Annotated in this window: 35 protein-coding genes; 1 reads left to right on the top strand and 34 read right to left on the bottom strand. The window is 70.2% G+C overall.

Annotation, left to right across the window (positions count from 1 at the left end; translation table 11 throughout):
* Positions 1–4: 4 nt before the first annotated feature.
* Positions 5–1,681, bottom strand: a complete 1,677-nt coding sequence (locus RMN56_RS15420; RefSeq protein WP_313724424.1) for an ABC-F family ATP-binding cassette domain-containing protein — start codon at positions 1,679–1,681, stop codon at positions 5–7.
* 41 nt (positions 1,682–1,722) lie between these two features.
* Positions 1,723–2,328: a class I SAM-dependent methyltransferase gene (locus tag RMN56_RS15415; RefSeq protein ID WP_313724747.1), complete on the bottom strand. Its 606-nt coding sequence runs from the start codon at positions 2,326–2,328 to the stop codon at positions 1,723–1,725.
* Positions 2,329–2,454: 126 nt separating this feature from the next.
* On the opposite strand from RMN56_RS15415, the gene RMN56_RS15410 reads away from it, so the two are divergent.
* On the top strand, positions 2,455–3,672 hold the full coding sequence (locus tag RMN56_RS15410) for a hypothetical protein (RefSeq protein WP_313724423.1): 1,218 nt from the start codon (positions 2,455–2,457) through the stop codon (positions 3,670–3,672).
* A gap of 57 nt (positions 3,673–3,729) precedes the next feature.
* Here the strand turns inward: RMN56_RS15410 and truA are convergent, their stop codons facing one another.
* The 32 genes from truA to rplC form a co-directional block, all read right to left on the bottom strand.
* Positions 3,730–4,563 carry a tRNA pseudouridine(38-40) synthase TruA gene (gene truA / locus RMN56_RS15405; RefSeq protein WP_313724422.1) on the bottom strand — a complete coding sequence of 278 codons (834 nt, stop codon included), beginning with the start codon at positions 4,561–4,563 and terminating at the stop codon, positions 3,730–3,732.
* A 71-nt stretch (positions 4,564–4,634) separates the two neighbouring features.
* Positions 4,635–5,198 carry a 50S ribosomal protein L17 gene (rplQ, locus tag RMN56_RS15400; RefSeq protein WP_313724421.1) on the bottom strand — a complete coding sequence of 188 codons (564 nt, stop codon included), beginning with the start codon at positions 5,196–5,198 and terminating at the stop codon, positions 4,635–4,637.
* A 34-nt stretch (positions 5,199–5,232) separates the two neighbouring features.
* Positions 5,233–6,255, bottom strand: coding sequence for a DNA-directed RNA polymerase subunit alpha (locus tag RMN56_RS15395; protein ID WP_007073009.1), 1,023 nt, complete (start codon positions 6,253–6,255; stop codon positions 5,233–5,235).
* Positions 6,256–6,350: 95 nt separating this feature from the next.
* Positions 6,351–6,977: a 30S ribosomal protein S4 gene (rpsD, locus tag RMN56_RS15390; RefSeq protein WP_262283046.1), complete on the bottom strand. Its 627-nt coding sequence runs from the start codon at positions 6,975–6,977 to the stop codon at positions 6,351–6,353.
* A gap of 13 nt (positions 6,978–6,990) precedes the next feature.
* Complete coding sequence (rpsK, locus tag RMN56_RS15385) at positions 6,991–7,398, bottom strand: 30S ribosomal protein S11 (RefSeq protein ID WP_148430066.1); 408 nt, start codon at positions 7,396–7,398, stop codon at positions 6,991–6,993.
* Positions 7,399–7,416: 18 nt separating this feature from the next.
* Positions 7,417–7,797, bottom strand: coding sequence for a 30S ribosomal protein S13 (rpsM, locus tag RMN56_RS15380; protein WP_154228713.1), 381 nt, complete (start codon positions 7,795–7,797; stop codon positions 7,417–7,419).
* 265 nt (positions 7,798–8,062) lie between these two features.
* Positions 8,063–8,176 carry a 50S ribosomal protein L36 gene (gene rpmJ, locus RMN56_RS15375; RefSeq protein ID WP_088982067.1) on the bottom strand — a complete coding sequence of 38 codons (114 nt, stop codon included), beginning with the start codon at positions 8,174–8,176 and terminating at the stop codon, positions 8,063–8,065.
* Positions 8,177–8,268: 92 nt separating this feature from the next.
* The gene (infA, locus tag RMN56_RS15370) at positions 8,269–8,490 is read right to left on the bottom strand and encodes a translation initiation factor IF-1 (protein WP_007073013.1); all 222 of its coding nucleotides are present in this window, start codon (positions 8,488–8,490) and stop codon (positions 8,269–8,271) included.
* 257 nt (positions 8,491–8,747) lie between these two features.
* Entirely contained in the window at positions 8,748–9,248 is a 501-nt protein-coding gene (locus RMN56_RS15365) for a DUF1707 SHOCT-like domain-containing protein (protein WP_313724420.1), read from the bottom strand.
* Positions 9,249–9,338: 90 nt separating this feature from the next.
* Complete coding sequence (map, locus tag RMN56_RS15360; protein ID WP_313724419.1) at positions 9,339–10,190, bottom strand: type I methionyl aminopeptidase; 852 nt, start codon at positions 10,188–10,190, stop codon at positions 9,339–9,341.
* Between the two features lie 89 nt (positions 10,191–10,279).
* The gene (locus RMN56_RS15355) at positions 10,280–10,933 is read right to left on the bottom strand and encodes an adenylate kinase (RefSeq protein WP_151463666.1); all 654 of its coding nucleotides are present in this window, start codon (positions 10,931–10,933) and stop codon (positions 10,280–10,282) included.
* Entirely contained in the window at positions 10,934–12,259 is a 1,326-nt protein-coding gene (secY, locus tag RMN56_RS15350) for a preprotein translocase subunit SecY (protein ID WP_313724418.1), read from the bottom strand. It abuts the gene before it with no gap.
* A gap of 233 nt (positions 12,260–12,492) precedes the next feature.
* Positions 12,493–12,936, bottom strand: a complete 444-nt coding sequence (rplO, locus tag RMN56_RS15345) for a 50S ribosomal protein L15 (protein WP_313724417.1) — start codon at positions 12,934–12,936, stop codon at positions 12,493–12,495.
* Positions 12,936–13,118, bottom strand: a complete 183-nt coding sequence (gene rpmD, locus RMN56_RS15340) for a 50S ribosomal protein L30 (RefSeq protein WP_013473693.1) — start codon at positions 13,116–13,118, stop codon at positions 12,936–12,938. Before rpmD ends, rplO begins: the two co-directional genes overlap by 1 nt.
* A complete protein-coding gene (gene rpsE / locus RMN56_RS15335; RefSeq protein WP_091262790.1) occupies positions 13,118–13,732 on the bottom strand; it encodes a 30S ribosomal protein S5 in 615 nt (204 codons plus the stop codon). Before rpsE ends, rpmD begins: the two co-directional genes overlap by 1 nt.
* Before the next feature lie 33 nt (positions 13,733–13,765).
* On the bottom strand, positions 13,766–14,155 hold the full coding sequence (gene rplR, locus RMN56_RS15330; protein WP_313724416.1) for a 50S ribosomal protein L18: 390 nt from the start codon (positions 14,153–14,155) through the stop codon (positions 13,766–13,768).
* Positions 14,152–14,694 carry a 50S ribosomal protein L6 gene (gene rplF / locus RMN56_RS15325; protein ID WP_313724415.1) on the bottom strand — a complete coding sequence of 181 codons (543 nt, stop codon included), beginning with the start codon at positions 14,692–14,694 and terminating at the stop codon, positions 14,152–14,154. The genes rplR and rplF overlap by 4 nt, the downstream gene beginning before the upstream one ends.
* Before the next feature lie 16 nt (positions 14,695–14,710).
* Positions 14,711–15,118 (bottom strand): 30S ribosomal protein S8, encoded by a 408-nt coding sequence (gene rpsH, locus RMN56_RS15320; protein ID WP_262283039.1) that lies wholly within the window; start codon positions 15,116–15,118, stop codon positions 14,711–14,713.
* 96 nt (positions 15,119–15,214) lie between these two features.
* The gene (locus RMN56_RS15315) at positions 15,215–15,400 is read right to left on the bottom strand and encodes a type Z 30S ribosomal protein S14 (protein WP_007073023.1); all 186 of its coding nucleotides are present in this window, start codon (positions 15,398–15,400) and stop codon (positions 15,215–15,217) included.
* A gap of 1 nt (position 15,401) precedes the next feature.
* On the bottom strand, positions 15,402–15,971 hold the full coding sequence (gene rplE, locus RMN56_RS15310) for a 50S ribosomal protein L5 (protein ID WP_091262796.1): 570 nt from the start codon (positions 15,969–15,971) through the stop codon (positions 15,402–15,404).
* On the bottom strand, positions 15,971–16,291 hold the full coding sequence (gene rplX, locus RMN56_RS15305) for a 50S ribosomal protein L24 (protein WP_192579888.1): 321 nt from the start codon (positions 16,289–16,291) through the stop codon (positions 15,971–15,973). Before rplX ends, rplE begins: the two co-directional genes overlap by 1 nt.
* Positions 16,288–16,656, bottom strand: a complete 369-nt coding sequence (gene rplN / locus RMN56_RS15300; RefSeq protein WP_007073026.1) for a 50S ribosomal protein L14 — start codon at positions 16,654–16,656, stop codon at positions 16,288–16,290. The genes rplX and rplN overlap by 4 nt, the downstream gene beginning before the upstream one ends.
* Positions 16,657–16,753: 97 nt before the next feature.
* Complete coding sequence (gene rpsQ, locus RMN56_RS15295) at positions 16,754–17,029, bottom strand: 30S ribosomal protein S17 (RefSeq protein WP_088991889.1); 276 nt, start codon at positions 17,027–17,029, stop codon at positions 16,754–16,756.
* The gene (gene rpmC / locus RMN56_RS15290) at positions 17,026–17,262 is read right to left on the bottom strand and encodes a 50S ribosomal protein L29 (protein WP_007073028.1); all 237 of its coding nucleotides are present in this window, start codon (positions 17,260–17,262) and stop codon (positions 17,026–17,028) included. Before rpmC ends, rpsQ begins: the two co-directional genes overlap by 4 nt.
* Entirely contained in the window at positions 17,262–17,687 is a 426-nt protein-coding gene (gene rplP / locus RMN56_RS15285; protein ID WP_073834927.1) for a 50S ribosomal protein L16, read from the bottom strand. The genes rpmC and rplP overlap by 1 nt, the downstream gene beginning before the upstream one ends.
* A gap of 3 nt (positions 17,688–17,690) precedes the next feature.
* Positions 17,691–18,563, bottom strand: coding sequence for a 30S ribosomal protein S3 (gene rpsC, locus RMN56_RS15280; RefSeq protein WP_313724414.1), 873 nt, complete (start codon positions 18,561–18,563; stop codon positions 17,691–17,693).
* Positions 18,563–19,018: a 50S ribosomal protein L22 gene (rplV, locus tag RMN56_RS15275; RefSeq protein WP_073834929.1), complete on the bottom strand. Its 456-nt coding sequence runs from the start codon at positions 19,016–19,018 to the stop codon at positions 18,563–18,565. Before rplV ends, rpsC begins: the two co-directional genes overlap by 1 nt.
* Positions 19,019–19,058: 40 nt before the next feature.
* The gene (gene rpsS / locus RMN56_RS15270) at positions 19,059–19,340 is read right to left on the bottom strand and encodes a 30S ribosomal protein S19 (RefSeq protein WP_007073032.1); all 282 of its coding nucleotides are present in this window, start codon (positions 19,338–19,340) and stop codon (positions 19,059–19,061) included.
* Between the two features lie 12 nt (positions 19,341–19,352).
* Entirely contained in the window at positions 19,353–20,192 is an 840-nt protein-coding gene (rplB, locus tag RMN56_RS15265; protein WP_262283037.1) for a 50S ribosomal protein L2, read from the bottom strand.
* A 12-nt stretch (positions 20,193–20,204) separates the two neighbouring features.
* Positions 20,205–20,507: a 50S ribosomal protein L23 gene (rplW, locus tag RMN56_RS15260; protein WP_091317975.1), complete on the bottom strand. Its 303-nt coding sequence runs from the start codon at positions 20,505–20,507 to the stop codon at positions 20,205–20,207.
* Positions 20,504–21,154: a 50S ribosomal protein L4 gene (gene rplD, locus RMN56_RS15255; protein ID WP_151463675.1), complete on the bottom strand. Its 651-nt coding sequence runs from the start codon at positions 21,152–21,154 to the stop codon at positions 20,504–20,506. Before rplD ends, rplW begins: the two co-directional genes overlap by 4 nt.
* Positions 21,151–21,816 carry a 50S ribosomal protein L3 gene (gene rplC, locus RMN56_RS15250; protein ID WP_313724413.1) on the bottom strand — a complete coding sequence of 222 codons (666 nt, stop codon included), beginning with the start codon at positions 21,814–21,816 and terminating at the stop codon, positions 21,151–21,153. The genes rplD and rplC overlap by 4 nt, the downstream gene beginning before the upstream one ends.
* Positions 21,817–21,819: the final 3 nt, after the last annotated feature.

Below are 21,819 nucleotides of genomic sequence, written 5' to 3'. Positions count from 1 at the left end.
GCCCTCACCCGACGTCCCAGACCGGCTCCGGGGTCTCCACCACCTCGCCGTCGCCGCGGAACAGCACGAACCGGTCGAAGGAGCGGGTGAACCACCGGTCGTGGGTGACCGCCACCACCGTCCCGGCGAACGCGTCCAGCCCCGCTTCGAGGGCCTCGGCGGAGGCCAGGTCGAGGTTGTCGGTGGGCTCGTCGAGCAGCAGCAGGGTGGCCCCGGACAGCTCCAGCAGCAGCACGAGGAAGCGCGCCTGCTGGCCGCCGGAGAGGGTGCCGAACCGCTGGTCGCCCTGCCCGGCCAGCTCGTACCGGGACAGCGCCGCCATGGCCGCGTGCCGGTCCATGCCGGCCCGGTGCTCGTCGCCCCGCCACAGGATGTCGACGAGCGTCTTCTCCATCAGCTCGGGCCGGTCGTGGGTCTGCGAGAAGTGGCCGGGCCGGACCCGCGCGCCGAGGCGTACGGCCCCGCCGTGCGCGACGGGCGCCAGCTTCGCCCCGTCGACCGGGATGTTGGCCGGGTCCGGGTCGGTGCCGCCGCGGGCGAGCAGGCGCAGGAAGTGCGACTTCCCGGTCCCGTTCGCGCCGAGCACGGCGACCCGGTCGCCGTACCAGAGTTCCAGGTCGAAGGGATACGTAAGGCCGTCCAGTTCGAGCTGCTCGGCGATCACCGCGCGCTTCCCGGTCCGCCCGCCGGTCAGGCGCATCCGGATGTCCTGGTCCTTCGGGGGTACGGGCGGCGGCCCGGCCTCCTCGAACTTGCGCAGCCGGGTCTGCGCGGCCTGGTAGCGGGAGGCCATCCCGTCGTTGTACGCGGCCTTCTGCTTGTACATGAGCATCAGCTCGCGCAGCTTCTGGTGCTCCTCGTCCCAGCGGCGGCGCAGCTCGTCGAGGCGGGCGTGCCGGGCCACCCGCGCCTCGTGCCAGCTGGCGAAGCCACCCGGGTGCACCCAGGCGCTGCCGCCCTCCACGGCGACCACCCGGTCGGCGGTCTGGGCGAGCAGCTCCCGGTCGTGCGAGACGTAGAGCACGGACTTGCCGGACTCGCGCAGCCGGGTCTCCAGCCAGCGCTTGCCGGGCACGTCGAGGAAGTTGTCCGGCTCGTCGAGGAGGAGCACCTCGTCCGGGCCGCGGAGCAGCAGTTCCAGCGCGAACCGCTTCTGCTGGCCGCCGGAGAGGGTGCGCACCGGCCGCTCCCGGGCGGCGTCCCAGGGCAGGTCGAGGACGATGGTGGCGACGGTGTCGAAGAGCACCTCGGCGTCGTACCCGCCGGTCTCGCCCCAGGCGGCCAGGGCGTCCGCGTACGCGAGCTGCGCCTTGCCGGCGGCGCTGCTGTACTTGCCGCGGACCTCGGCCGCCCGCATGGCCGCCTCGGTGTCGGCGAGGCGGCGGCCGGCGTCGCGTAGCGCGGGCGGGGCGAGCGTCAGCGCCAGGTCGGCGAGGGTCGACTCGTCACCGATCATGCCGATGAACTGGCGCATCACGCCGAGCCCGCCGGCGCGGGCGACGGCGCCGGTCTTCACCGGCAGGTCGCCGGCGACCATGCGCAGCAAGGTGGTCTTGCCGGCGCCGTTGGGGCCGACGAGCGCCACCTTCGCGCCCTCACCGACCCGGAACGACACCTCGGCGAAGAGTTCCTGGCCGTCCGGGAGGATGTGCCCGACCCCTGCCACGTCCACGTATCCCACGCGGGCATCCTCCCCGAGGGGCGGGTGTGGGCGACACCGGATTACCGGGTGACCCGCAGCACCCGGTAGCCCTTCTGGCTGGCGTGCCGCTCGACCTGCCAGCCCTGCTCGACCAGCCAGCGGTGCAGCGAGTCGCCGCCGAGGTGCCGGGCGACGACCAGCCAGGCCACCCCGTCCGGGGTGAGTCGGGGCAGCCAGCGCCGCAGCAGCTCGTGCAGCTCCGCCTTGCCGATGTGGATGGGCGGGTTGGACCAGATCTCGGCGAAGGCGACGTCGGCGGGTACGTCGTCGGGCGCGGCCACCCGGACCCGGTCGGCGGCACCGACCCGGGCGGCGTTGGCCGCGGTGAGGTCGCGGGCCCGCTGGTTGACGTCGACCGCCCAGACGGTGGCGGCCGGCGCGCTGCTGGCCAGGACGCAGGTGATCGGCCCGAAGCCGCATCCGACGTCGAGCAGCGGGCCGGTGGCGTCGTACGCCGGCAGGTCGGCCTTGCGCAGCAGCACCGCGGTCCCGGGATCCAGCCGGGCGGCGGAGAAGACGCCGGCGGACGAGGCGAGGGTGTAGTCGCGCCCGGCGACGGAGAACTCGACCTTGCGCGGCTGGGCGGGGGTCGTGGGTTCAGCGGTGAAGTAGTGGTCGCCGGTCACGTCGGGCATTGTCGCACCGCCCGGGAGCGGCGCCCCCGACGGTGCGGCAGGCAGGACGGGACGCCACTCCGCCAGATTTTGCCGATATTACCCACGAAAGGGACAATGACCCCTACTGTAGCCAACATGGTGTATCGGTACGAGTCCGATGAGGACGCCTTCCTGGAGTACCCGCGGCCCGGATCGGACCCGTCCGTGCCCGGGGACGCGCCGGCTCCGCCGGCGGGTCCCTCGCGGTCCCGCTTCCCCACCCCGTCGCTGCCGCCACCGGTCCGACCCGCCCGACCGGCCGCCGACGTCGCCCGGGCGCCGGCCCCGGCGCCCCCGGCTCCGGCTCCGGCGCCGAGCCGGCCCGCCCCGCCCCGGGAGCCCGCTCCCGTGCCGCAGCCCACGCCGGCCGTGCCGCCGCCCGCACCGCCGGTGCCGCAGCCGACGCCGGCCGCCGCGCCGAGGCCGGCGGCGTCGACCCACGCGGCGTCGACCGCCACGACCTCGACCGCTGACGACCCCGTCGTCCGGACCACCGATCCGGTGGACCTGACCCGGCCCCGCCGGCCCGATCGCCGGCGCGGCGGCCGGGCCTGGCAGGTGCTGATCGGCGGCGCCGCCGTGCTCATGCTGCTCGCCCTCACCGGGCTGGCCGTCGCCGCCCTCCTGGAGGACCGGACCCTCACGCCACCGGCCAGCCAGCAGAGCAGCCAGCCGGTGGTGGAGCAGTCCGCCGCGCCCGACGGCACCGACCTGGACTCCCGGGACACCGACCAGGCGGCGCTCAGCGCCAAGGAGGTCTTCCCCGGCCAGCAGCTCGTGGTGGCGGACGGGCAGCCGGCGTACCGGGTGTTGAAGACGAACTCCAGCGGCAGCTGCGCGGTCGCGGCCACCGGCGAGATCGCCGACCTGCTGGTCCGCCTCGGCTGCAACCAGGTGGTCCGGGCCACCCTCCGCTCCCCCGACGGCGACCACCTGCTCACCGCCGGCCTGTTCAACCTGACCGACGTGGCCAGCGCCCAGCGGGCGCGCGACCGGATCCGCCCGATGCTGGACGAGCGGCAGGGCCGGTTCCGCGGCATGGCGGCGGACAAGGACACCGAGGTCGTGGCCACGGCCGCCGCCCGGGTCGGCTGGCAGGTCCGCGGGCACTACCTCGCCTACTGCGTCGTCACCCGGGCCGACGGGGAACGGATCAGTTCCGGCGACACGAAGGCCCGGGACATCCTGTACGACATGATCGAGGCCTACCTGAACCGGGGCGTGCTGGAGCGCCGGGCCAGCGGCGGGGCGGCCAGCCAGCCCACGGAGGGCCCGACGGAGGGCACCGCCGGCCAGGACGGCACCCGCAACTGAGCCGGCCACCACGGCCCGTCGTCCTCGTTCCGGGGGCGGCGGGCCGTTCCGCTGTGCTCAGCCCTCGGCCACCGGCACCCGGAGCCGGCGGGTGAGGTCGGCGCGGCGGGCGTACTCGGCGGGGTCGGCCGGGTAGCCGACCTCGACCAGGGCCAGCCCGTGCGCGGGCGCCACGGTCACCTCGCTGGCACGTTCCCGGCGGTCCAGCAGGCCGGCCGGCCACTCGACCGGCCGGCGGCCGTCGCCGGCCACCAGCATGGCGCCGACCAGGCTGCGGACCATGTTCTGGCAGAACGCGTCGGCCTGCACCGTGGCGACCAGTATGCCGTCCGGCTCGCGCCGCCAGTCCAGTCGGGTCACCTCGCGCAGCGTGGTGGCGTTCTCCTTGCGCCGGCAGTACGCGGCGAAGTCGTGCTCCCCCACCAGGCCGGCCGCGGTGGCATTCAGCGCCGCCAGGTCCAGCGGCTTCGGCCAGGCGAGGGTGTCGGTGCGGCGCAGCGGCTCGGCGCCCCACGGCGCGTCGGTCACCCGGTACTCGTAGCGGCGGAACGTGGCCGAGAAGCGGGCGTCGAAGTCGGCCGGCACCTGGGTCATCGCCCGCACCCGCACGTCGGGAGGGAGCAGCCGGGCCAGCCGGCGCAGCAGCCTCCCGTCGTACTGTCGCCACACCTCGGTCGGCAGGTCGAGGTGGCAGACCTGCCCGGTGGCGTGCACGCCGGCGTCGGTGCGGCCGGCCACGGTCAGCCCGGTCGCGGTGCCCGCGCCGAGGACCAGGTCCAGGGTCTCCATGAGCACCCCGGCGACCGTGCGCCGGGTTGGCTGGGCGGCCCAGCCGGAGAAGTCGGTGCCGTCGTACGAGACGTCCAGCCGCAGCCGGGTCCGCTCGTCCACCTCGTACCTCCTCAAGCCGTCGGGCCCGGCACCCCGTGCGGGGGTACCGGGCCCGACGATGCGGCCTGTGCTCAGGCCTTGTCGTTCTCGCCGGCCTCGTCGCTGTCCTCGCGGGCCTCGGCGGTGTCACCGGAGGCCGAGACCGGGGCCTCGGCGTCCTGGTCGGCGGCCTCGCTGGAGCGCGGGGCCTCCTCGGCCGGGGCCAGGGCCTCGACCTTGTCCTGCTGGGCGGCCTTGCGGGCGGCGGTCTTCTTGTTCGCCTTGGGCTCGGCGACCTGAAGCTCCTCCACCAGCTCGATGATCGCCATCGGAGCGGCGTCACCCTTGCGCGGACCGGTCTTCACGATCCGGGTGTAGCCACCGTTGCGGTTGGCGTACCGGGGCGCGATCTGGTCGAACAGGGCGTAGACCACGTCCTTGTCCTTGACGACGCCGAGCACCCGACGCCGCGCGGCGAGGTCGCCGCGCTTGGCCTTGGTGATCAGCTGCTCGGCCAGCGGACGCAGCCGCCGGGCCTTCGTCTCGGTGGTCTGGATCTTGCCGTGCTGGAACAGCGCGGTGGCCAGGTTGGCCAGCATCAGCCGCTCGTGCGCGGGGCTGCCGCCGAGGCGGGGGCCCTTGGTGGGCGTGGGCATGCTTGGTGCTCCTCAGGTGTGGCGGCAGCGCGGACTAGAGCTGCTCGGTCTCGCGGTAGTCGTCGGTGTCGTAGTCGGCCTCGCCGAAGGCGTCCACGACGTGCGCCGGGTCGAAGTTCGGAGCCGAGTCCTTCAGCCCCAGGCCCATCCCGGCGAGCTTCATCTTGACCTCGTCGATCGACTTCTGGCCGAAGTTGCGGATGTCGAGGAGGTCGGCCTCGGTACGCCCGATCAGCTCACCAACGGAGTTGATGCCCTCGCGCTTGAGGCAGTTGTAGGAGCGGACGGTCAGGTCCAGCTCCTCGATCGGCAGGGCCAGGTCGGCCGCCAGCTGGGCGTCCTGCGGGGACGGCCCGATGTCGATGCCCTCGGCGGTCTCGTCCAGCTCCCGGGCCAGCCCGAACAGCTCCACCAGCGTCGAGCCGGCCGAGGCCAGCGCGGTACGCGGGCCCATCGACGGCTTGGTCTCGACGTCGATGATGAGCCGGTCGAAGTCGGTCCGCTGCTCGACACGGGTCGCCTCGACCCGGTAGGTCACCTTGAGCACCGGCGAGTAGATCGAGTCGACCGGGATCCGGCCGATCTCGGCACCCGCCTGCTTGTTCTGCGCCGCCGTGACGTAGCCACGACCCCGCTCGACGGTCAGCTCCATGTCGAGCCGGCCCTTGCCGTTCAGGGTGGCGAGCTTCAGGTCCGGGTTGTGCACCGAGACACCGGCCGGGGGCTGGATGTCACCGGCGGTCACGTCGCCCGGGCCCTGCTTGCGCAGGTACATGCTGACCGGCTCGTCGTGCTCGGAGCTGACGCAGAGCTCCTTGATGTTCATGACGAGCTCGACCACGTCCTCCTTGACACCGGGGATGGTGGTGAACTCGTGCAGGACACCGTCGATCTTGATCGAGGTGACCGCCGCACCCGGGATGGACGACAGCAGCGTGCGCCGCAGCGAGTTGCCCAGGGTGTAGCCGAAGCCCGGCTCCAGCGGCTCGATGGTGAACCGGGAGCGGGTCTCGTTGATCGACTCTTCGGAGAGAGACGGTCGCTGGCTGATGAGCATCTTTTCTCTTCTCTTCCGGGGCGCCCGCTATATGACGCCCACGACACAAACTGTTCCGGTGGCCCGCCCGGAGGGCGGGCCACCGCAACGAGCCCTTACTTGGAGTAGAGCTCGACGATCAGCTGCTCCTGGACCTGGGTGTCGATCACCTGGCGGGCCGGGAGCGAGTGCACGAGGATCTTCATCTGGCTGGGGATCGCCTCGAGCCAGGCCGGAACCGACCGCGAACCGGCCTGAGCCTGCGCCACCACGAACGGGGTGAGCTGCTTGCTCTTCTCCCGCACCTCGATGATGTCGTGCTCCTTGACGCGGTACGACGGGATGTCGACCTTCTTGCCGTTCACCGTGAAGTGACCGTGCTTGACCAGCTGGCGGGCCATGTCCCGGGAACCGGCGTAGCCGGCCCGGTAGACCACGTTGTCCAGCCGCGACTCGAGGATCTGCAGGAGGACCTCACCGGTCTTCGCCTGCTTGCCCACGGCCTCCTCGTAGTAGCCGCGGAACTGCTTCTCCAGCACGCCGTAGACCCGGCGAGCCTTCTGCTTCTCACGGAGCTGGAGCAGGTACTCCGTCTCCTTGGTGCGGCCGCGGCCGTGCTGCCCGGGCGGGAACGGCCGGGACTCGAACGGGCACTTCGGGCCATCGCACTTGCTGCCCTTGAGGAACAGCTTCATCTTCTCCCGCCGGCAACGGCGGCAGTCAGCACCGGTGTAACGAGCCATCTCTCTCTACCTCTCAGACCCGACGACGCTTCGGCGGACGGCACCCGTTGTGCGGCTGCGGGGTGACGTCGGAGATCTGCCCGACCTCCAGCCCGGCGGCCTGCAGCGAACGGATGGCGGTCTCCCGGCCGGAGCCGGGGCCCTTGACGAACACGTCGACCTTGCGCATGCCGTGATCCATGGCCCGGCGCGCGGCGGCCTCGGCGGCCAGCTGCGCGGCGAACGGGGTCGACTTGCGCGAGCCCTTGAAGCCCACCTGGCCCGAGGAGGCCCAGGAGATGACCGCACCGGTCGGGTCCGTGATGGACACGATGGTGTTGTTGAAGGTGCTCTTGATGTGCGCCTGCCCGTGGGCGACGTTCTTGCGTTCCTTGCGCCGGACCTTCTTGACGGCGGCTCCGGCACGAGCCTTCGGTGGCATAAGTCTGTGCGCTCCTAGTTACTTCTTGCCGGGCTTCTTCTTGCCGGCGACGGTCCGCTTCGGGCCCTTCCGGGTCCGCGCGTTGGTCTTGGTCCGCTGGCCACGGACGGGCAGGCCCCGGCGGTGCCGGATACCCGCGTAGCAGCCGATCTCGACCTTGCGGCGGATGTCTGCGGCGACCTCGCGGCGAAGGTCACCTTCAACCTGGTAGTTGGCCTCGATGTGGTCGCGGAGCTGCACGAGCTCCTCGTCCGTGAGGTCCCGAGCGCGCTTCTCCGGCGAGATGCCGGTGGCGGCGAGCGTCTCCAGGGCACGGGTGCGACCGACCCCGAAAATGTAGGTGAGCGCGATCTCCATCCGCTTGTCGCGGGGGAGGTCCACGCCGACTAGACGTGCCATGTGCGGGCGTACTCCTCGTGATGTTGTGGCGGAGGTGTGGACCCGTCCCACCCCGCTACCGACCGCCCCTGTCCTTCCGGCGCGTTCAGCGCCGGCGACCGGGATCGGTCGCTGCCCAAGCGGGCCCCGGCCTCCGACCGGGGGTCAACCACGAGGAAGTACGCGCTGCGTACCGCTCGCGGCTGGGACGAGCTGGTGATGTGTGTGCGGGATCTGCGAACCCGGGCCGGTTCCGCCGCCGCTCGTCACGGTCGGCGGGAACGGTTCAGCCCTGGCGCTGCTTGTGGCGCGGGTCAGAACAAATGATCATGACCCGGCCGTGCCGGCGGATCACCCGGCACTTGTTGCAGATCCTCTTGACGCTCGGCTTGACCTTCACGGTTGCCTTACTTCCCATCTGGCCCGGAGACGCGACGATGCGCGACCCGGACGTCGAAGACGGACACGGGGACGTCCCGGCCGTCGTCAGGCTTACTTGTAGCGGTAGACGATGCGCCCGCGGGTCAGGTCGTACGGCGAGAGCTCGACGACGACCCGGTCCTCCGGCAGGATGCGGATGTAGTGCTGCCGCATCTTGCCGCTGATGTGAGCCAGCACCTTGTGGCCGTTCGCGAGCTCCACCCGGAACATGGCGTTCGGCAGGGGCTCGATGACCCGACCCTCGATCTCGATGGCTCCGTCTTTTTTCGGCATGTCCTCCGCTGTCCTGACGTCGGTTGCTCCGGACGGCCCACAACGTCTTACACGGGCTCCGGCGAGGAGTCGCCGTGCCCGAGCCAGCCGCGGCTCCGACTCCCACCGAAGCGCAGGGTGGGCATGCCGGAGTGGACGCTGTGCGCCGATCTGAAAGTGTACGCCCGCCTGCGCGCCGTCGCCAAACCGGCCGCCCGGCCGGTCACCCGGCCGGAGGAAATCCCGTGCCCGCTGTGACCACCGCCACAGGCGGAGGGTCAGCGCCGGCCGCGCCGGTCCCGGCGACGGGGTCGGCCCGGGTGCCGCGGATGGCCACCGCCGATGAGCCCCACCGACTGCATCACCAGCAGGGCGCCCCACGGGCCGAGCACCCAGGCCGGCCAGAAGTGCGTCAGGTCCCGGGAGCCGATCGAGACGAGGACCCAGATCGGGACCATGATCCCGGCGACCCGCAGCCACGGCGTCCAGAGCCCGAGCAGCCGGGACCGCGCGGCCCCGGCCACCGGCCCGCCGTCCCCGGTCACCGGTGACGGGGTGGGCGGCGCGGGCACCACCGCGGAGCGCTGCGCCGGCGCCGGGCCGGGCAGGTCCGCCACCACCGCGTCCAGGTCGGCGTAGGTCTTGGCGCCGTACGCCCGGACCAGCCGCTCGTCGTACTCGTGCAGGCCGAGCCGGCCCTCCTCCAGCGCCACCCGGAGCCGCTCCGCCGTGGCCTCCCGGTCGGCGTCGGCCGCCCGCATTCCGCTCCGCCCGTCCATGCCGGCAAGCATGCCACCGTCCCGCCAGCGCGGGGTACCGCATCGGGGCGGGACGGGAAGGTCAGGACCGCCCGAGCGGACCGTTTCGGGTCAGACGGCCGGGGAGTCGGCGGGTTGCCGCGCGGTGACCAGGTCGCCGAGCCGGGCCCGGCCGCCGTCCTCGGCGGTCAGCACCCAGACGCCGTCGTCCAGCAGCGCCATCGAGTGCTCGACGTGCACCGCCATCGACCGGTCGCGGGTCACCACGGTCCAGCCGTCGGCCAGCTCGGTCGTGCGCGGGGAACCCATGGTGATCATCGGCTCGATGGCCAGCGCCATGCCCGGCACCAGACGCGGGCCCTTGCCCGGACGCCCGTGGTTCAGCACGTGCGGGTCCTGGTGCATCTCGGTGCCGATGCCGTGCCCGCCGTAGCCGTCGACGATGCCGTACCGGCCGCCCTGGCGGACCGCGGTCTCCACCGCGTGGGAGATGTCGGTGAGCCGGCCCTTGCCGCTCGCCGCGCCCCGCGCGGCGGCGGCGATGCCGGCCCACATGGCGTCCTCGGCGACCGCGGCCATCTTCAACAGGGCCGGCTCGACCTCGCCGACCCCGACCGTGATGGCCGCGTCGCCGTGCCAGCCGTCGAGCACCGCGCCGCAGTCGATCGAGATGAGGTCGCCCTCCTGGAGCACCTGCGTGGACGACGGGATGGCGTGCACCACCTGCTCGTTGACCGATGAGCAGATCGACGCCGGAAAGCCGTGGTAGCCCTTGAACGACGGAACCGCGCCGGCCTCCCGAATGGTGGCCTCGGCGATCGCGTCGAGATCGGCGGTGCTGACACCGGGGGCGACCGCCTCCCGCATCCGGCGCAGCGCACGGGCGACCACCAGACCGGCGGCCCGCATCAGCTCGATCTGCTCGGGGGTCTTCAGCTGGATGTCCAGCTGGGGACGACGCATGGAGGCGACACCTTTCGTTGCGCGGAACAGCGGGGCACGTCGCACGTACCCCGCTGTTCGCACTCTATCCGCCGCAGTCCGGCGGGACGTCAGCCGCCGTACGAGCGAAGGGCGTCGATGGCGCGGACGGTGACGTCCTCCACCGGGCCGGTCGCGTCGATGCCGACGAGCTTGCCCTGGGCGCCGTAGTAGTCGACCAGCGGCGCGGTCTTCTCGGCGTACTCCCGCAGCCGGGCCGCGATGGTCTCCGGCTTGTCGTCGTCCCGCTGGAACAGCTCGGCGCCACAGCGGTCACAGACACCCTCGCGGGTGGTGGCGTCGAACTCGACGTGCCAGATCTTGCCGCAGCCCCGGCAGGTGCGCCGGCCGGAGAGCCGCCGGATCACCTCGTCGTCGTCGACGACCAGCTCCAGCACCAGGTCCAGCGCCGTGCCGAGGTCGGCCAGGAGCTTGTCCAGCGCGGCGGCCTGCGGGGTCGTGCGCGGGAAGCCGTCGAGGAGGAAGCCCTCGCCGGCGTCCGGCTCGGCGAGCCGGTCCCGCACCATGTTGATGGTGACCTCGTCCGGCACCAGCTTGCCGGCGTCCATGTACCGCTTCGCCTCGACCCCCAAGGGCGTGCCCTGGGAGACGTTGGCCCGGAAGATGTCACCGGTCGAGATCTTCGGCACCGAGAGGTGAGCGGCGATGAACTCCGCCTGTGTGCCCTTGCCCGCGCCCGGCGGGCCAACCAGAACGAGTCGCATCTACCGCAGGAACCCTTCGTAGTTCCGCTGCATGAGTTGGCTCTCGATCTGCTTCACGGTCTCCAGACCGACGCCGACCATGATGAGCACAGCGGTGCCGCCGAACGGGAAGTTCTGGAACTGCTGGTTGTCGAGCCAGATGAAGAAGAAGTTCGGCAGGATCGCGACGATGCCCAGGTAGAGCGCGCCCGGCAGGGTGATCCGGCTGAGGATGAAGTCGAGGTACTCGGCGGTCGGCTTGCCGGGGCGGATGCCCGGCACGAAGCCGCCGTACTTCTTCATGTTGTCCGCGACCTCGGTCGGGTTGAACGTGATCGACACGTAGAAGTACGTGAAGAAGATGATCAGCAGGAAGTAGATCGCGATGTGCTCCGGCGCGGCGGCCTTCACGATGTGGTTCTGGATCCAGGCCTGGGTCTTCCCCGGGTCGTTCTGGTCGAAGAACTGGAGCGCGAGCGTCGGCAGGTAGAGCAGCGACGAGGCGAAGATGACCGGGATGACGCCGGCCTGGTTCACCTTGAGCGGGATGTAGGTGGACGTGCCGCCGTACATCCGCCGGCCGATCATGCGCTTGGCGTACTGCACCGGGATCCGGCGCTGCGCCTGCTCGATGAAGGTGACCGCGGTGATGACCAGCAGGACCAGGGCGATGACGAGGAGGAACATCCCCCAGCCCTTGGTGGTCTTGATCTTCCAGCCCTCGCTGGGGAGCCGGGCCGCGATCGAGGTGAAGATCAGCACGGACATGCCGTTGCCGACGCCCCGGTCGGTGATCAGCTCACCGAGCCACATCACCATGCCGGTGCCGGCGGTCATCGTCATGACCAGGATGGTCAGCGTCAGCCAGTCCGGGATGCCGGTGCCCCGCGGGACGATCGGGAACTGGTCGCACTGGTTGTTGAAGAGCTGACCCGAGCGCGCCAGCGCCACGAACGCCGAGGACTGGAGGATGCCCAGGCCCAGCGTCAGGTAGCGGGTGTACTGGGTGATCTTCGCCTGGCCGGCCTGGCCCTCCTTGCGGAGCTGCTCCAGACGCGGAATGACCACGGTCAGCAGCTGCAGGATGATCGACGCGGTGATGTAGGGCATGATGCCCAGCGCGAAGACCGAGAGTTGGAGCAGTGCGCCACCGGAGAAGAGGTCCAGCAGGCCCAGCACACCGGTGCCGCCCTGGACGGTGTCGAGGCACTTCTGCACGTTGCCGTACGACACACCCGGACTGGGCAGCGTGGCGCCCAGCCGGTAGACCGCGATGATGCCTACTGTGAACAGCAGCTTCTTGCGCAGGTCAGGCGTACGGAACGCACTGAGAAAGGCGGACAGCAACTTCTTCCTCCTGCGCGACGCGGGCCGCCGGTGATGATCCCTGGCGGAGCGGGGTGGGTGCCGGGCGGAGTGCCCGATATCCATAGCTGGGAAGGGACTCTAACAGCCCGACCCGGGTCCGGGCAGATGCGCCCGGCTACATAAAACGAATCCGATGTTACCCGGCGCACATTCGCCAGGTAGAGCACGGCGCCCGCCCAGTTGCGGACAACTGAGCGGGCGCCATGAGTGCCTTACAGCTCGGTGACCGAGCCGCCGGCCGCGGTGATCTTCTCCTTGGCCGACGCGCTGAACGCGTGCGCCGACACCTGGAGCGCCACACCGCCGAGGTCGCCGGTGCCGAGCACCTTGACCGGGTGGCCCTTGCGGACCGCACCGGCCTCGGCCAGCTCGACCGGGCCGACCTGGCCGCCGTTCGGGAAGAGCTCGGCGAGCCGGTCCAGGTTCACCACCTGGAAGACGACCTTGAACTTGTTCTTGAAGCCCTTCAGCTTCGGCAGGCGCATGTGGATGGGCATCTGCCCACCCTCGAACGCCGCCGAGATGTTCTTCCGGGCCTTGGAACCCTTGGTACCGCGACCGGCGGTCTTGCCCTTCGAGCCCTCACCGCGACCCACCCGGGTCTTCTCGGTCTTGGCTCCGGGCGCCGGGCGCAGGTGGTGCACCTTGATCGTCATTACTCGACCTCCTCGACCTTCACGAGGTGGTTGACCGTGAAGATCATGCCCCGGATCTCCGGCCGATCCTCCTTGACCACCACGTCGTTGATCCGCTTGAGACCGAGCGAACGCAGCGAGTCACGCTGGTTCTTCTTGGTCCCGATCTCGGACCGGACCTGGGTGACCTTCAGGCGTGCCATCAGGACGCCACCCCCGCCCGCGACGCCAGCATGGCGGCCGGCGCGACGTCCTCGACCGGCAGACCACGACGGGCCGCGACCTGCTCCGGCGACTCGAGCGCCTTCAGGGCCGCCACCGTGGCGTGCACGATGTTGATCGGGTTCGACGAGCCGAGGCTCTTGGAGAGCACGTCGTGGATGCCCGCGCACTCCAGCACGGCACGGACCGGACCGCCGGCGATGACACCCGTACCGGCCGAGGCCGGCTTGAGCAGCACCACACCGGCCGCGTCCTCGCCCTGCACCGGGTGCGGGATCGACTGGCCGATCCGCGGCACCTTGAAGAAGTGCTTCTTGGCCTCCTCGACGCCCTTGGCGATCGCCGCGGGCACCTCCTTGGCCTTTCCGTAGCCCACACCGACGGTGCCGTCGCCGTCGCCCACGATCACCAGGGCGGTGAAGCTGAAGCGACGACCACCCTTCACGACCTTGGCGACGCGGTTGATCGCGACGACCCGCTCGAGGTGCGGGGTCTTCTCGACGGGCGCGTTTCCGCGGCCGCCCTCACGGCGGTTGTCGCGGCGACCACCCTCGTTGCCACCGGACCCGCCGCCACGGCGCTGTTGACCTGGCATCAGCAGCCTTCCTTCTCTCTCGTGACGGGGTTTCTAGAACTCGAGCCCGGCTTCGCGGGCGGCTGTGGCAAGCGCGGCGACCCGCCCCGCGTACCGGTTGCCACCGCGGTCGAAGACGACCTTCGAGACGCCGGCGGCCTTGGCGCGCTCGGCGAGCAGGGCGCCGACCTTGCCGGCCAGGGCGCTCTTGTCGCCCTCGGCGCCGCGCAGCGAGGCGTCCATGGTCGAGGCCGACGCCAGGGTGTGACCCTTGGTGTCGTCCACGATCTGGGCGACGATGTGCCGCAGGGAGCGGGTGACGACCAGGCGGGGACGCTCGGTGGTGCCGCTGACGTTCTTGCGGACCCGGAAGTGCCGGCGCGCACGCCCGACGGCCCGCTTGGCGGCGACGCCGCGGCGGCGCTTGAGCAGCGTGGCGCTCACTTCTTACCTGCCTTTCCAGCCTTGCGGCGGATGACCTCGCCCTGGTACTTCACGCCCTTGCCCTTGTAGGGCTCCGGCGGGCGGATCTTCCGGATGTTGGCGGCGACCTCGCCGACCTGCTGCTTGTCGATGCCGGCCACGTGGAACAGCGTCGGCCGCTCCACCGTGAAGGTGATGCCCTCCGGGGCCGGAACGAGCACCGGGTGCGAGAAGCCGAGGGCAAACTCGAGGTCCTTGCCCTTGGCGGTCACGCGGTAACCGGTGCCGGCGATCTCGAGGCTCTTGCGGTAGCCCTCGGTCACACCGACGATCATGTTGGCCACCAGCGTACGGCTCAGGCCGTGCAGCTCCTTGGCCTTGCGCTCGTCGTTGGGCCGGCTGACGTGCAGCGTGCCGTCCTCGCCCCGCTCCGCCTTGATCGGCTCGGCCAGTACGTGGCTCAGCTCGCCCTTGGGGCCCTTGACCTTGACGGTCTGGCCGTCGATGGTGACGTCGACGCCGGCTGGCACCGGGATCGACTTACGTCCAATACGCGACATTTCTACCTGTCTCCCGTTACCAGACGAAGGCGAGGACTTCCCCGCCAACGCTCCGCTTGCGGGCCTGCCGGTCGGTGAGCAGCCCCTGGGACGTCGAAATGATCGCCACGCCCAGCCCGCCGAGCACCCGCGGGAGCCCGTCCGACTTGGCGTACACCCGGAGACCGGGCTTGGACACACGCTTGATGCCGGCCAGGCTCCGCTCCCGGTTCTGGCCGTACTTCAGCTCGACGACCAGTCGCTTGCCGACGACGCCCTCCTCGGGCTCCTCGACGGCCCAGGTGGCGATGTAACCCTCGGCCTTGAGGACCTCGGCGATGTTCGCCTTGATCTTCGAGTAGGGCATCGTCACCCGGTCGTGGTACGCCTGGTTGGCGTTACGCAGACGCGTGAGCATGTCTGCGATCGGGTCGGTCATCGTCATGAAATTCGTCAACCTTTCTCGCCGGGGTTCCCCGGGCCAGGCCCGGGGCCTACGGCGAAGAGACAGTTCAGCTGACGCGCGAAGCGCGCCGGGCTATTACCAGGAAGCCTTGGACACGCCGGGCAGCTCACCGCGGTGGGCCATCTCCCGGATGCACACCCGGCAGAGACCGAACTTGCGGTAGACCGCCTTCGGACGCCCGCACCGCTGGCAGCGGGTGTACGCGCGAACCGAGAACTTCGGCTTCGCGGCCGCCTTGAGGATCAGCGCCTTCTTGGCCATCTCAGTTCTCCTTGAACGGGAAGCCCAGGAGCTTGAGCAGCGCCCGGCCCTCGTCGTCGGTCGTGGCGGTCGTGACCACCGTGATGTCCATGCCCCGCTGGCGATCGATCTTGTCCTGGTCGATCTCGTGGAACACCGACTGCTCGGTCAGACCGAACGTGTAGTTGCCGTGGCCGTCGAGCTTGCGCCCGTCCAGGCCGCGGAAGTCGCGGATACGCGGCAGCGCGATCGAGAGCAGCCGGTCCAGGAACTCCCACATCCGGTCGCCCCGCAAGGTGACCTTGGCGCCGATCGGCATGCCCTCACGCAGCTTGAACTGCGCGATGGACTTGGTCGCCCGCCGCACCAGCGGCTTCTGGCCGGTGATCGTGGCCAGGTCGCGGACGGCGCCGTCGATCAGCTTGGCGTCCCGAGCGGCCTCGCCGACGCCCATGTTGACGACGATCTTGACGAGCCCGGGCACCTGCATGGGGTTGCCGTAGTTGTACTGCTCCTGCAGCTTCGCCACGACCTCGTTGCGGTACCGCTCCTTGAGGCGCGGCAGGGTCTTGGTTTCGGTAGCCGTGGTCATCAGAGGTCCTTACCGGTGCTACGCGCGATGCGGACCTTCTGGCCGTTGTCGTCGACCCGGTAACCGACGCGGGTCGGCTTGCCGTCGGAGTCCAGGACCTGCACGTTCGAGACGTGGATCGGGGCCTCCTGGGTGACGATGCCACCGGTCTTGGCGCCACGCTGGGTGGTGCTGATGCGGGTGTGCTTCTTGACCCGGTTCACGCCCTCGACCAGGACCTTGTCCTGCCGCGGGTAGGCCGCAATGACCTTGCCCTTGGCACCCTTGTCCTTGCCGGCGATGACGACGACCGTGTCGCCCTTCTTGACCTTCACGGTCACAACACCTCCGGCGCGAGAGAGATGATCTTCATGAACCGCTTGTCCCGCAGCTCCCGGCCCACCGGGCCGAAGATGCGGGTACCGCGCGGGTCCCCACCGTCCTTGATGATGACGGCGGCGTTCTCGTCGAAGCGGATGTACGAGCCGTCCGGCCGCCGCTTCTCCTTGGCGGTGCGAACGACGACTGCCTTGACGACGTCGCCCTTCTTCACACCGGCACCGGGGATCGCGTCCTTGACCGTGGCCACGATGACGTCGCCGATGCTCGCGTAGCGCCGACCGGAGCCACCGAGAACCCGGATGCACAGGATCTCCCGGGCACCCGTGTTGTCGGCGACGCGCAGTCGCGACTCCTGCTGAATCACGTCTATCTCCTATGTCTGCCGGTTCTCCGGCCGCCGGGGGCGGCCGGAGCCTGGCGGAACCTGCGCCCGACCGAACCCGGCCGAGCTCGAGCCTTCGCTACTTGGCCTTCTCGAGGATCTCCACGAGCCGCCACCGCTTGGTGGCGGACAGCGGCCGGGTCTCCATGATCAGGACCCGGTCGCCGATGCCGGCCGAGTTCTGCTCGTCGTGGACCTTCAGCTTGCTGGTCCGGCGCATGATCTTGCCGTACAGCGCGTGCTTGACCCGGTCCTCGACCTCGACCACGACGGTCTTTTCCATCTTGTCGCTGACCACGAGGCCCTCGCGAACCTTGCGACGGGCCCGCGCGGTGGCGGTCGTGTTCTCACTCATGATGCAGTCACCTCAGTCGGCGCGGCCGAGAGACCCAGCTCACGCTCACGCATGATCGTGTAGATCCGGGCGATCTCCCGACGGATGACCTGCAGCCGCCGGTTGTTGTCCAGCTGCCCGGTTGCGGCCTGCACGCGGAGGTTGAACAGCTCCGCCTTCGCCTCGCGCAGCTTCGTGACCAGCTCCTCCTCGGAGAGCTCACGCAGCTCGGAGGCCTTGACGCCCGCTGCCATCAGGATTCACCCACTTCGCGCGTAACAATGCGGCACTTCATCGGGAGCTTGTGGATCGCGCGACGCATCGCCTCTCGCGCGATCTGCTCGTTGGGGAAGGACATCTCGAAGAGAACCCGCCCCGGCTTGACGTTGGCGACCCACCACTCGGGCGAACCCTTACCGGAACCCATGCGGGTTTCCGCCGGCTTCTTGGTGAGGGCCTGGTCCGGGAAGATCGTGATCCAGACCTTGCCGCCACGCTTGATGTGACGGGTCATCGCGATACGCGCCGACTCGATCTGGCGGTTGGTCACGTACGCCGGCTCGAGAGCCTGGATCCCGAACTCGCCGAACACCACCCGGTTACCACCCTTGGACGCGCCGTGGCGGTCCGGGTGGTGCGGCTTGCGGAAGCCCTTCGGGGGCTTGCGCGGCATCAGCATCTGTCAGCCCTCCTGCTGCGTTTCTGCCGGCTGGGTCGCGGCCGCGGCCACGGCTCCGGCGTCGACCGGCTCACCGGCCGGCGTCTCCGCCTGCTGCGCGATGGTCGTCGCGGCAGCCCGGCCGGCCTCGGTGCCACCGGCGGTCGTGCCCGACGAACCCGACCGGCCACGGCGCGGCCGCTCCGGCCGGTCGCCACGGTCGCGGCGCGGGCCGCGCGACGGGGCGGCCTCGGCCGGGGCCTCGCGGCCCGGCAGGGCGTCGCCCTTGTAGATCCAGACCTTCACGCCGATCCGGCCGAAGGTCGTACGGGCCTCGAAGAAGCCGTACTCGATGTTGGCCCGCAGCGTGTGCAGCGGGACCCGGCCCTCGCGGTAGAACTCGGTCCGGCTCATCTCGGCGCCGCCGAGACGACCCGACACCTGCACCCGGATGCCCTTGACGACCGGGTTCTTCATCGCGGACTGCATCGCCTTGCGCATGGCCCGACGGAAGCTGACCCGGCTGGACAGCTGCTCGGCGACGCCCTGGGCGACCAGCTGCGCGTCCGACTCGGGGTTCTTCACCTCGATGATGTTCAGCTGGACCTGCTTGCCGGTGAGCTTCTCCAGCTCGCCGCGGATCCGGTCGGCCTCCGCACCCTTACGGCCGATGACGATGCCCGGCCGGGCGGTGTGGATGTCGACGCGGACCCGGTCCCGGGTGCGCTCGATGTCGACCTTGGAGATGCCGGCGCGCTCGAGGCCCTTGGACATCATCCGGCGGATCTTGACGTCCTCGCCGATGTAGTCCTTGTAGAGCTTGTCCGCGAACCAGCGGGACTTCCAGTCGGTCGAGATGCCGAGCCGGAACCCAGTGGGGTGAACCTTCTGACCCATTACTCGGCACCTTCCGTCGTGCTCTGCCCCTCAGCGGCCTCGGCCTGCTTGGCCGGGGCGGCCTTCTTCGCCGACTTCTTCGGCGCGGCCGGCGCGACCGCCTCGACCGCCACGGTGATGTGGCAGGTCCGCTTGCGGATCCGGTACGCCCGGCCCTGCGCCCGCGGCCGGAACCGCTTCATCGTCGGGCCCTCGTCGACGAACGCCTCGCTGACGAGCAGCGCATCGGGGTCCAGCCGCTCGTTGTTCTCCGCGTTGGCGATCGCGCTCGCGAGCACCTTGTACACCTGCTCGCTCGCAGCCTGCGGCGCGAACTGCAGCACCGTGAGCGCCTCCTTCGCGGGCAGGCCGCGGACGAGGTTGACCACCCGGCGCGCCTTCATCGGCGAGATGCGCACGTGCCGCGCAACCGCCCGCGCGCCCGGAAGCACCGGAGCGTCGCCCTTTCCTGGCATCGCTGTAACCCCTTGTTCCTCTATCCGTATGCCCGCGGCGTCAGCGCCGGCGGCTCTTCCGGTCGTCCTTCTCGTGACCCTTGAACGTGCGGGTCAGCGCGAACTCGCCGAGCTTGTGCCCGACCATGGCCTCGGTCACGAAGACCGGGACGTGCTTGCGTCCGTCGTGCACGGCGATCGTGTGACCCAGCATCTCCGGGATGATCGTCGAGCGACGCGACCAGGTCTTGATGACGTTCTTCGAGCCCTTGTCGTTCTGCGTCTCCACCTTCTTGAGCAGGTGGTCGTCGACGAACGGGCCCTTCTTCAGGCTGCGAGGCATGTCTTATCTCCCTCAGCCGCGCTTACGCGTGGCGTAGCGGCGGCGGACGATCAGCCGGTCGCTCGGCTGGCCCTTACGACGGGTGCGGCCCTCGGGCTTACCCTGCGGGTTGACCGGGTGGCGACCACCGGAGGTCTTACCCTCACCACCACCGTGCGGGTGGTCCACCGGGTTCATGGCCACACCACGGACGGTCGGGCGCTTGCCCTTCCACCGCATCCGGCCGGCCTTACCCCAGTTGATGTTCGACTGGTCGGCGTTGCCGATCTCGCCGATGCTGGCGCGGCAGCGCACGTCGACCCGCCGGATCTCACCGGACGGCATGCGGAGGGTCGCGTACACGCCCTCACGGCCGAGCAGCTGGATGCCGACGCCGGCCGAACGGGCCAGCTTGGCGCCGCCGCCCGGACGCAGCTCCACGTTGTGGATGGTGGTACCGACCGGGATGTTGCGCAGCGGCAGGTTGTTGCCCGGCTTGATGTCGGCGCTCGGCCCCGACTCCACCCGGTCGCCCTGCTTCAGGTCCTTCGGCGCGATGATGTAGCGCTTCTCGCCGTCGGCGTAGTGCAGCAGCGCGATGCGCGCGGTGCGGTTCGGGTCGTACTCGATGTGCGCGACCTTCGCCGGCACACCGTCCTTGTCGACCCGCTTGAAGTCGATCAGACGGTACTGCCGCTTGTGGCCGCCACCGTGGTGACGCGTGGTGATCCGGCCGTGGGCGTTGCGTCCGCCCTTCTTCGGCAGCGGAGCCAGCAGCGACTTCTCAGGCGTCGACCGGGTGATCTCGGCGAAGTCGGCGACGCTCGAGCCACGCCGGCCCGGCGTCGTCGGCTTGTACTTACGGATAGCCATTGTCTACACCCCTCAGCTGACCGGGCCGCCGAAGGCCTCGATACGGTCACCGTCAGCCAGCTTCACGATCGCCCGCTTGGTGGACTTGCGCTGACCGAAGCCGGTCTTGGTGCGCTTGCGCTTGCCCTCGCGGTTGAGCGTGTTGACCGTCAGGACGCGGACGTTGAAGATCTGCTGGATAGCGATCTTGATCTCGGTCTTGTTGGCGTCCGGGTGCACCAGGAAGGTGTACCAGTTCCGGTTCAGCTCGCTGTAGCTCTTCTCCGAGACGACCGGGGCGACGATGATGTCGCGCGGATCGGCGATCGTGCTCACTTGCCACCCTCCTCGGTGGTCTCGGCGGGAACGCCCAGGAACTCGTCCAGGGCCTCCTTCGTGAAGACCACGTCGTCGGCCACCAGCACGTCGTACGTGTTGAGCTGGCCGGCCTCGATCAGGTGCACGCGCGGCTCGTTGCGCAGCGACACCCAGTTCAGCTCGTCGGTGCTGCTCAGCACGACCAGGACCCGACGGGCCTCGGTCAGCTTCGCCAGCGTGGCCAGCGCGGCCTTGGTCGACGGCTTCTCGCCCGAGACGAACGCCTCGACGACGTGCACCTGGCCGGCGCGAGCCCGGTCGGAGAGGGCGCCACGCAGGGCGGCGGCCTTCATCTTCTTCGGGGTGCGCTGGCTGTAGTCGCGCGGCACCGGGCCGTGGACCACGCCACCGCCGGCGAACTGCGGCGCGCGGATCGAGCCCTGGCGGGCACGACCGGTGCCCTTCTGCTTGTACGGCTTCTTGCCTCCACCGGAGACCTCGCCGCGGGTCTTGGTCTTGTGCGTGCCCTGCCGGGCCGCCGCCAGCTGAGCCACCACGACCTGGTGCATCAGCGGGATGTTGGCCTGAGCGTCGAAGATGTCGGCGGGCAGCTCGACGGAGCCGGCCTTGTTGCCTTCGACGTTGAGGACGTCAACGGTGGTCACTTGGCCGCACCGCCCTTCTTGACCTTGGTCTTGGCCGCGGTGCGGACCAGGACCAGCGCGCCCTTCGGGCCCGGAATGGCGCCGCGGACGAGCAGGAGGTTGTTGTCGGTGTCCACCGCCTGGACGGTCAGGTTCTGGACGGTGTAGCGAACGCCACCCATCCGACCCGCCATCCGGGTGCCCTTGAAGACGCGACCCGGGGTCGCGCAGGCGCCGATCGAGCCCGGCGAGCGGTGCTTGCGCTCGACACCGTGGCTGGCGCGCAGACCGTGGAAGCCGTGCCGCTTCATCGGGCCGGCGTAGCCCTTGCCCTTGGTCTTGCCGGTGACGTCGATGGTCACGCCGGCCGGGAACTCGTCGACCGTGACCTCCTGGCCCGGCGAGTAGTCCGCGGCGTCGGAGGTGCGCAGCTCGACGATGTGCCGGCGCGGAGCGACGTCCGCCTTGGCGTAGTGCCCGGCGATCGGCTTCTTGACCTTGCGCGGGTCGATGGCCCCGTACGCCAGCTGGACCGCGGAGTAACCGTCCTTGTCGGCGCTACGAACCTGGCTCACGACGCACGGGCCGGCCTGAACCACGGTCACGGGAACAACGCGGTTGTTGTCCCAGACCTGGGTCATGCCGAGCTTTGCGCCCAGGATCCCCTTGACTTGCCTGTCCATTTG

Source organism: Micromonospora halotolerans, assembly GCF_032108445.1.
In the GTDB taxonomy this organism is placed as follows: Bacteria; Actinomycetota; Actinomycetes; order Mycobacteriales; family Micromonosporaceae; genus Micromonospora; species Micromonospora halotolerans.
Note: the sequence above shows the minus strand (reverse complement) of the source record. Positions and strands in the feature narration are given on the sequence as shown.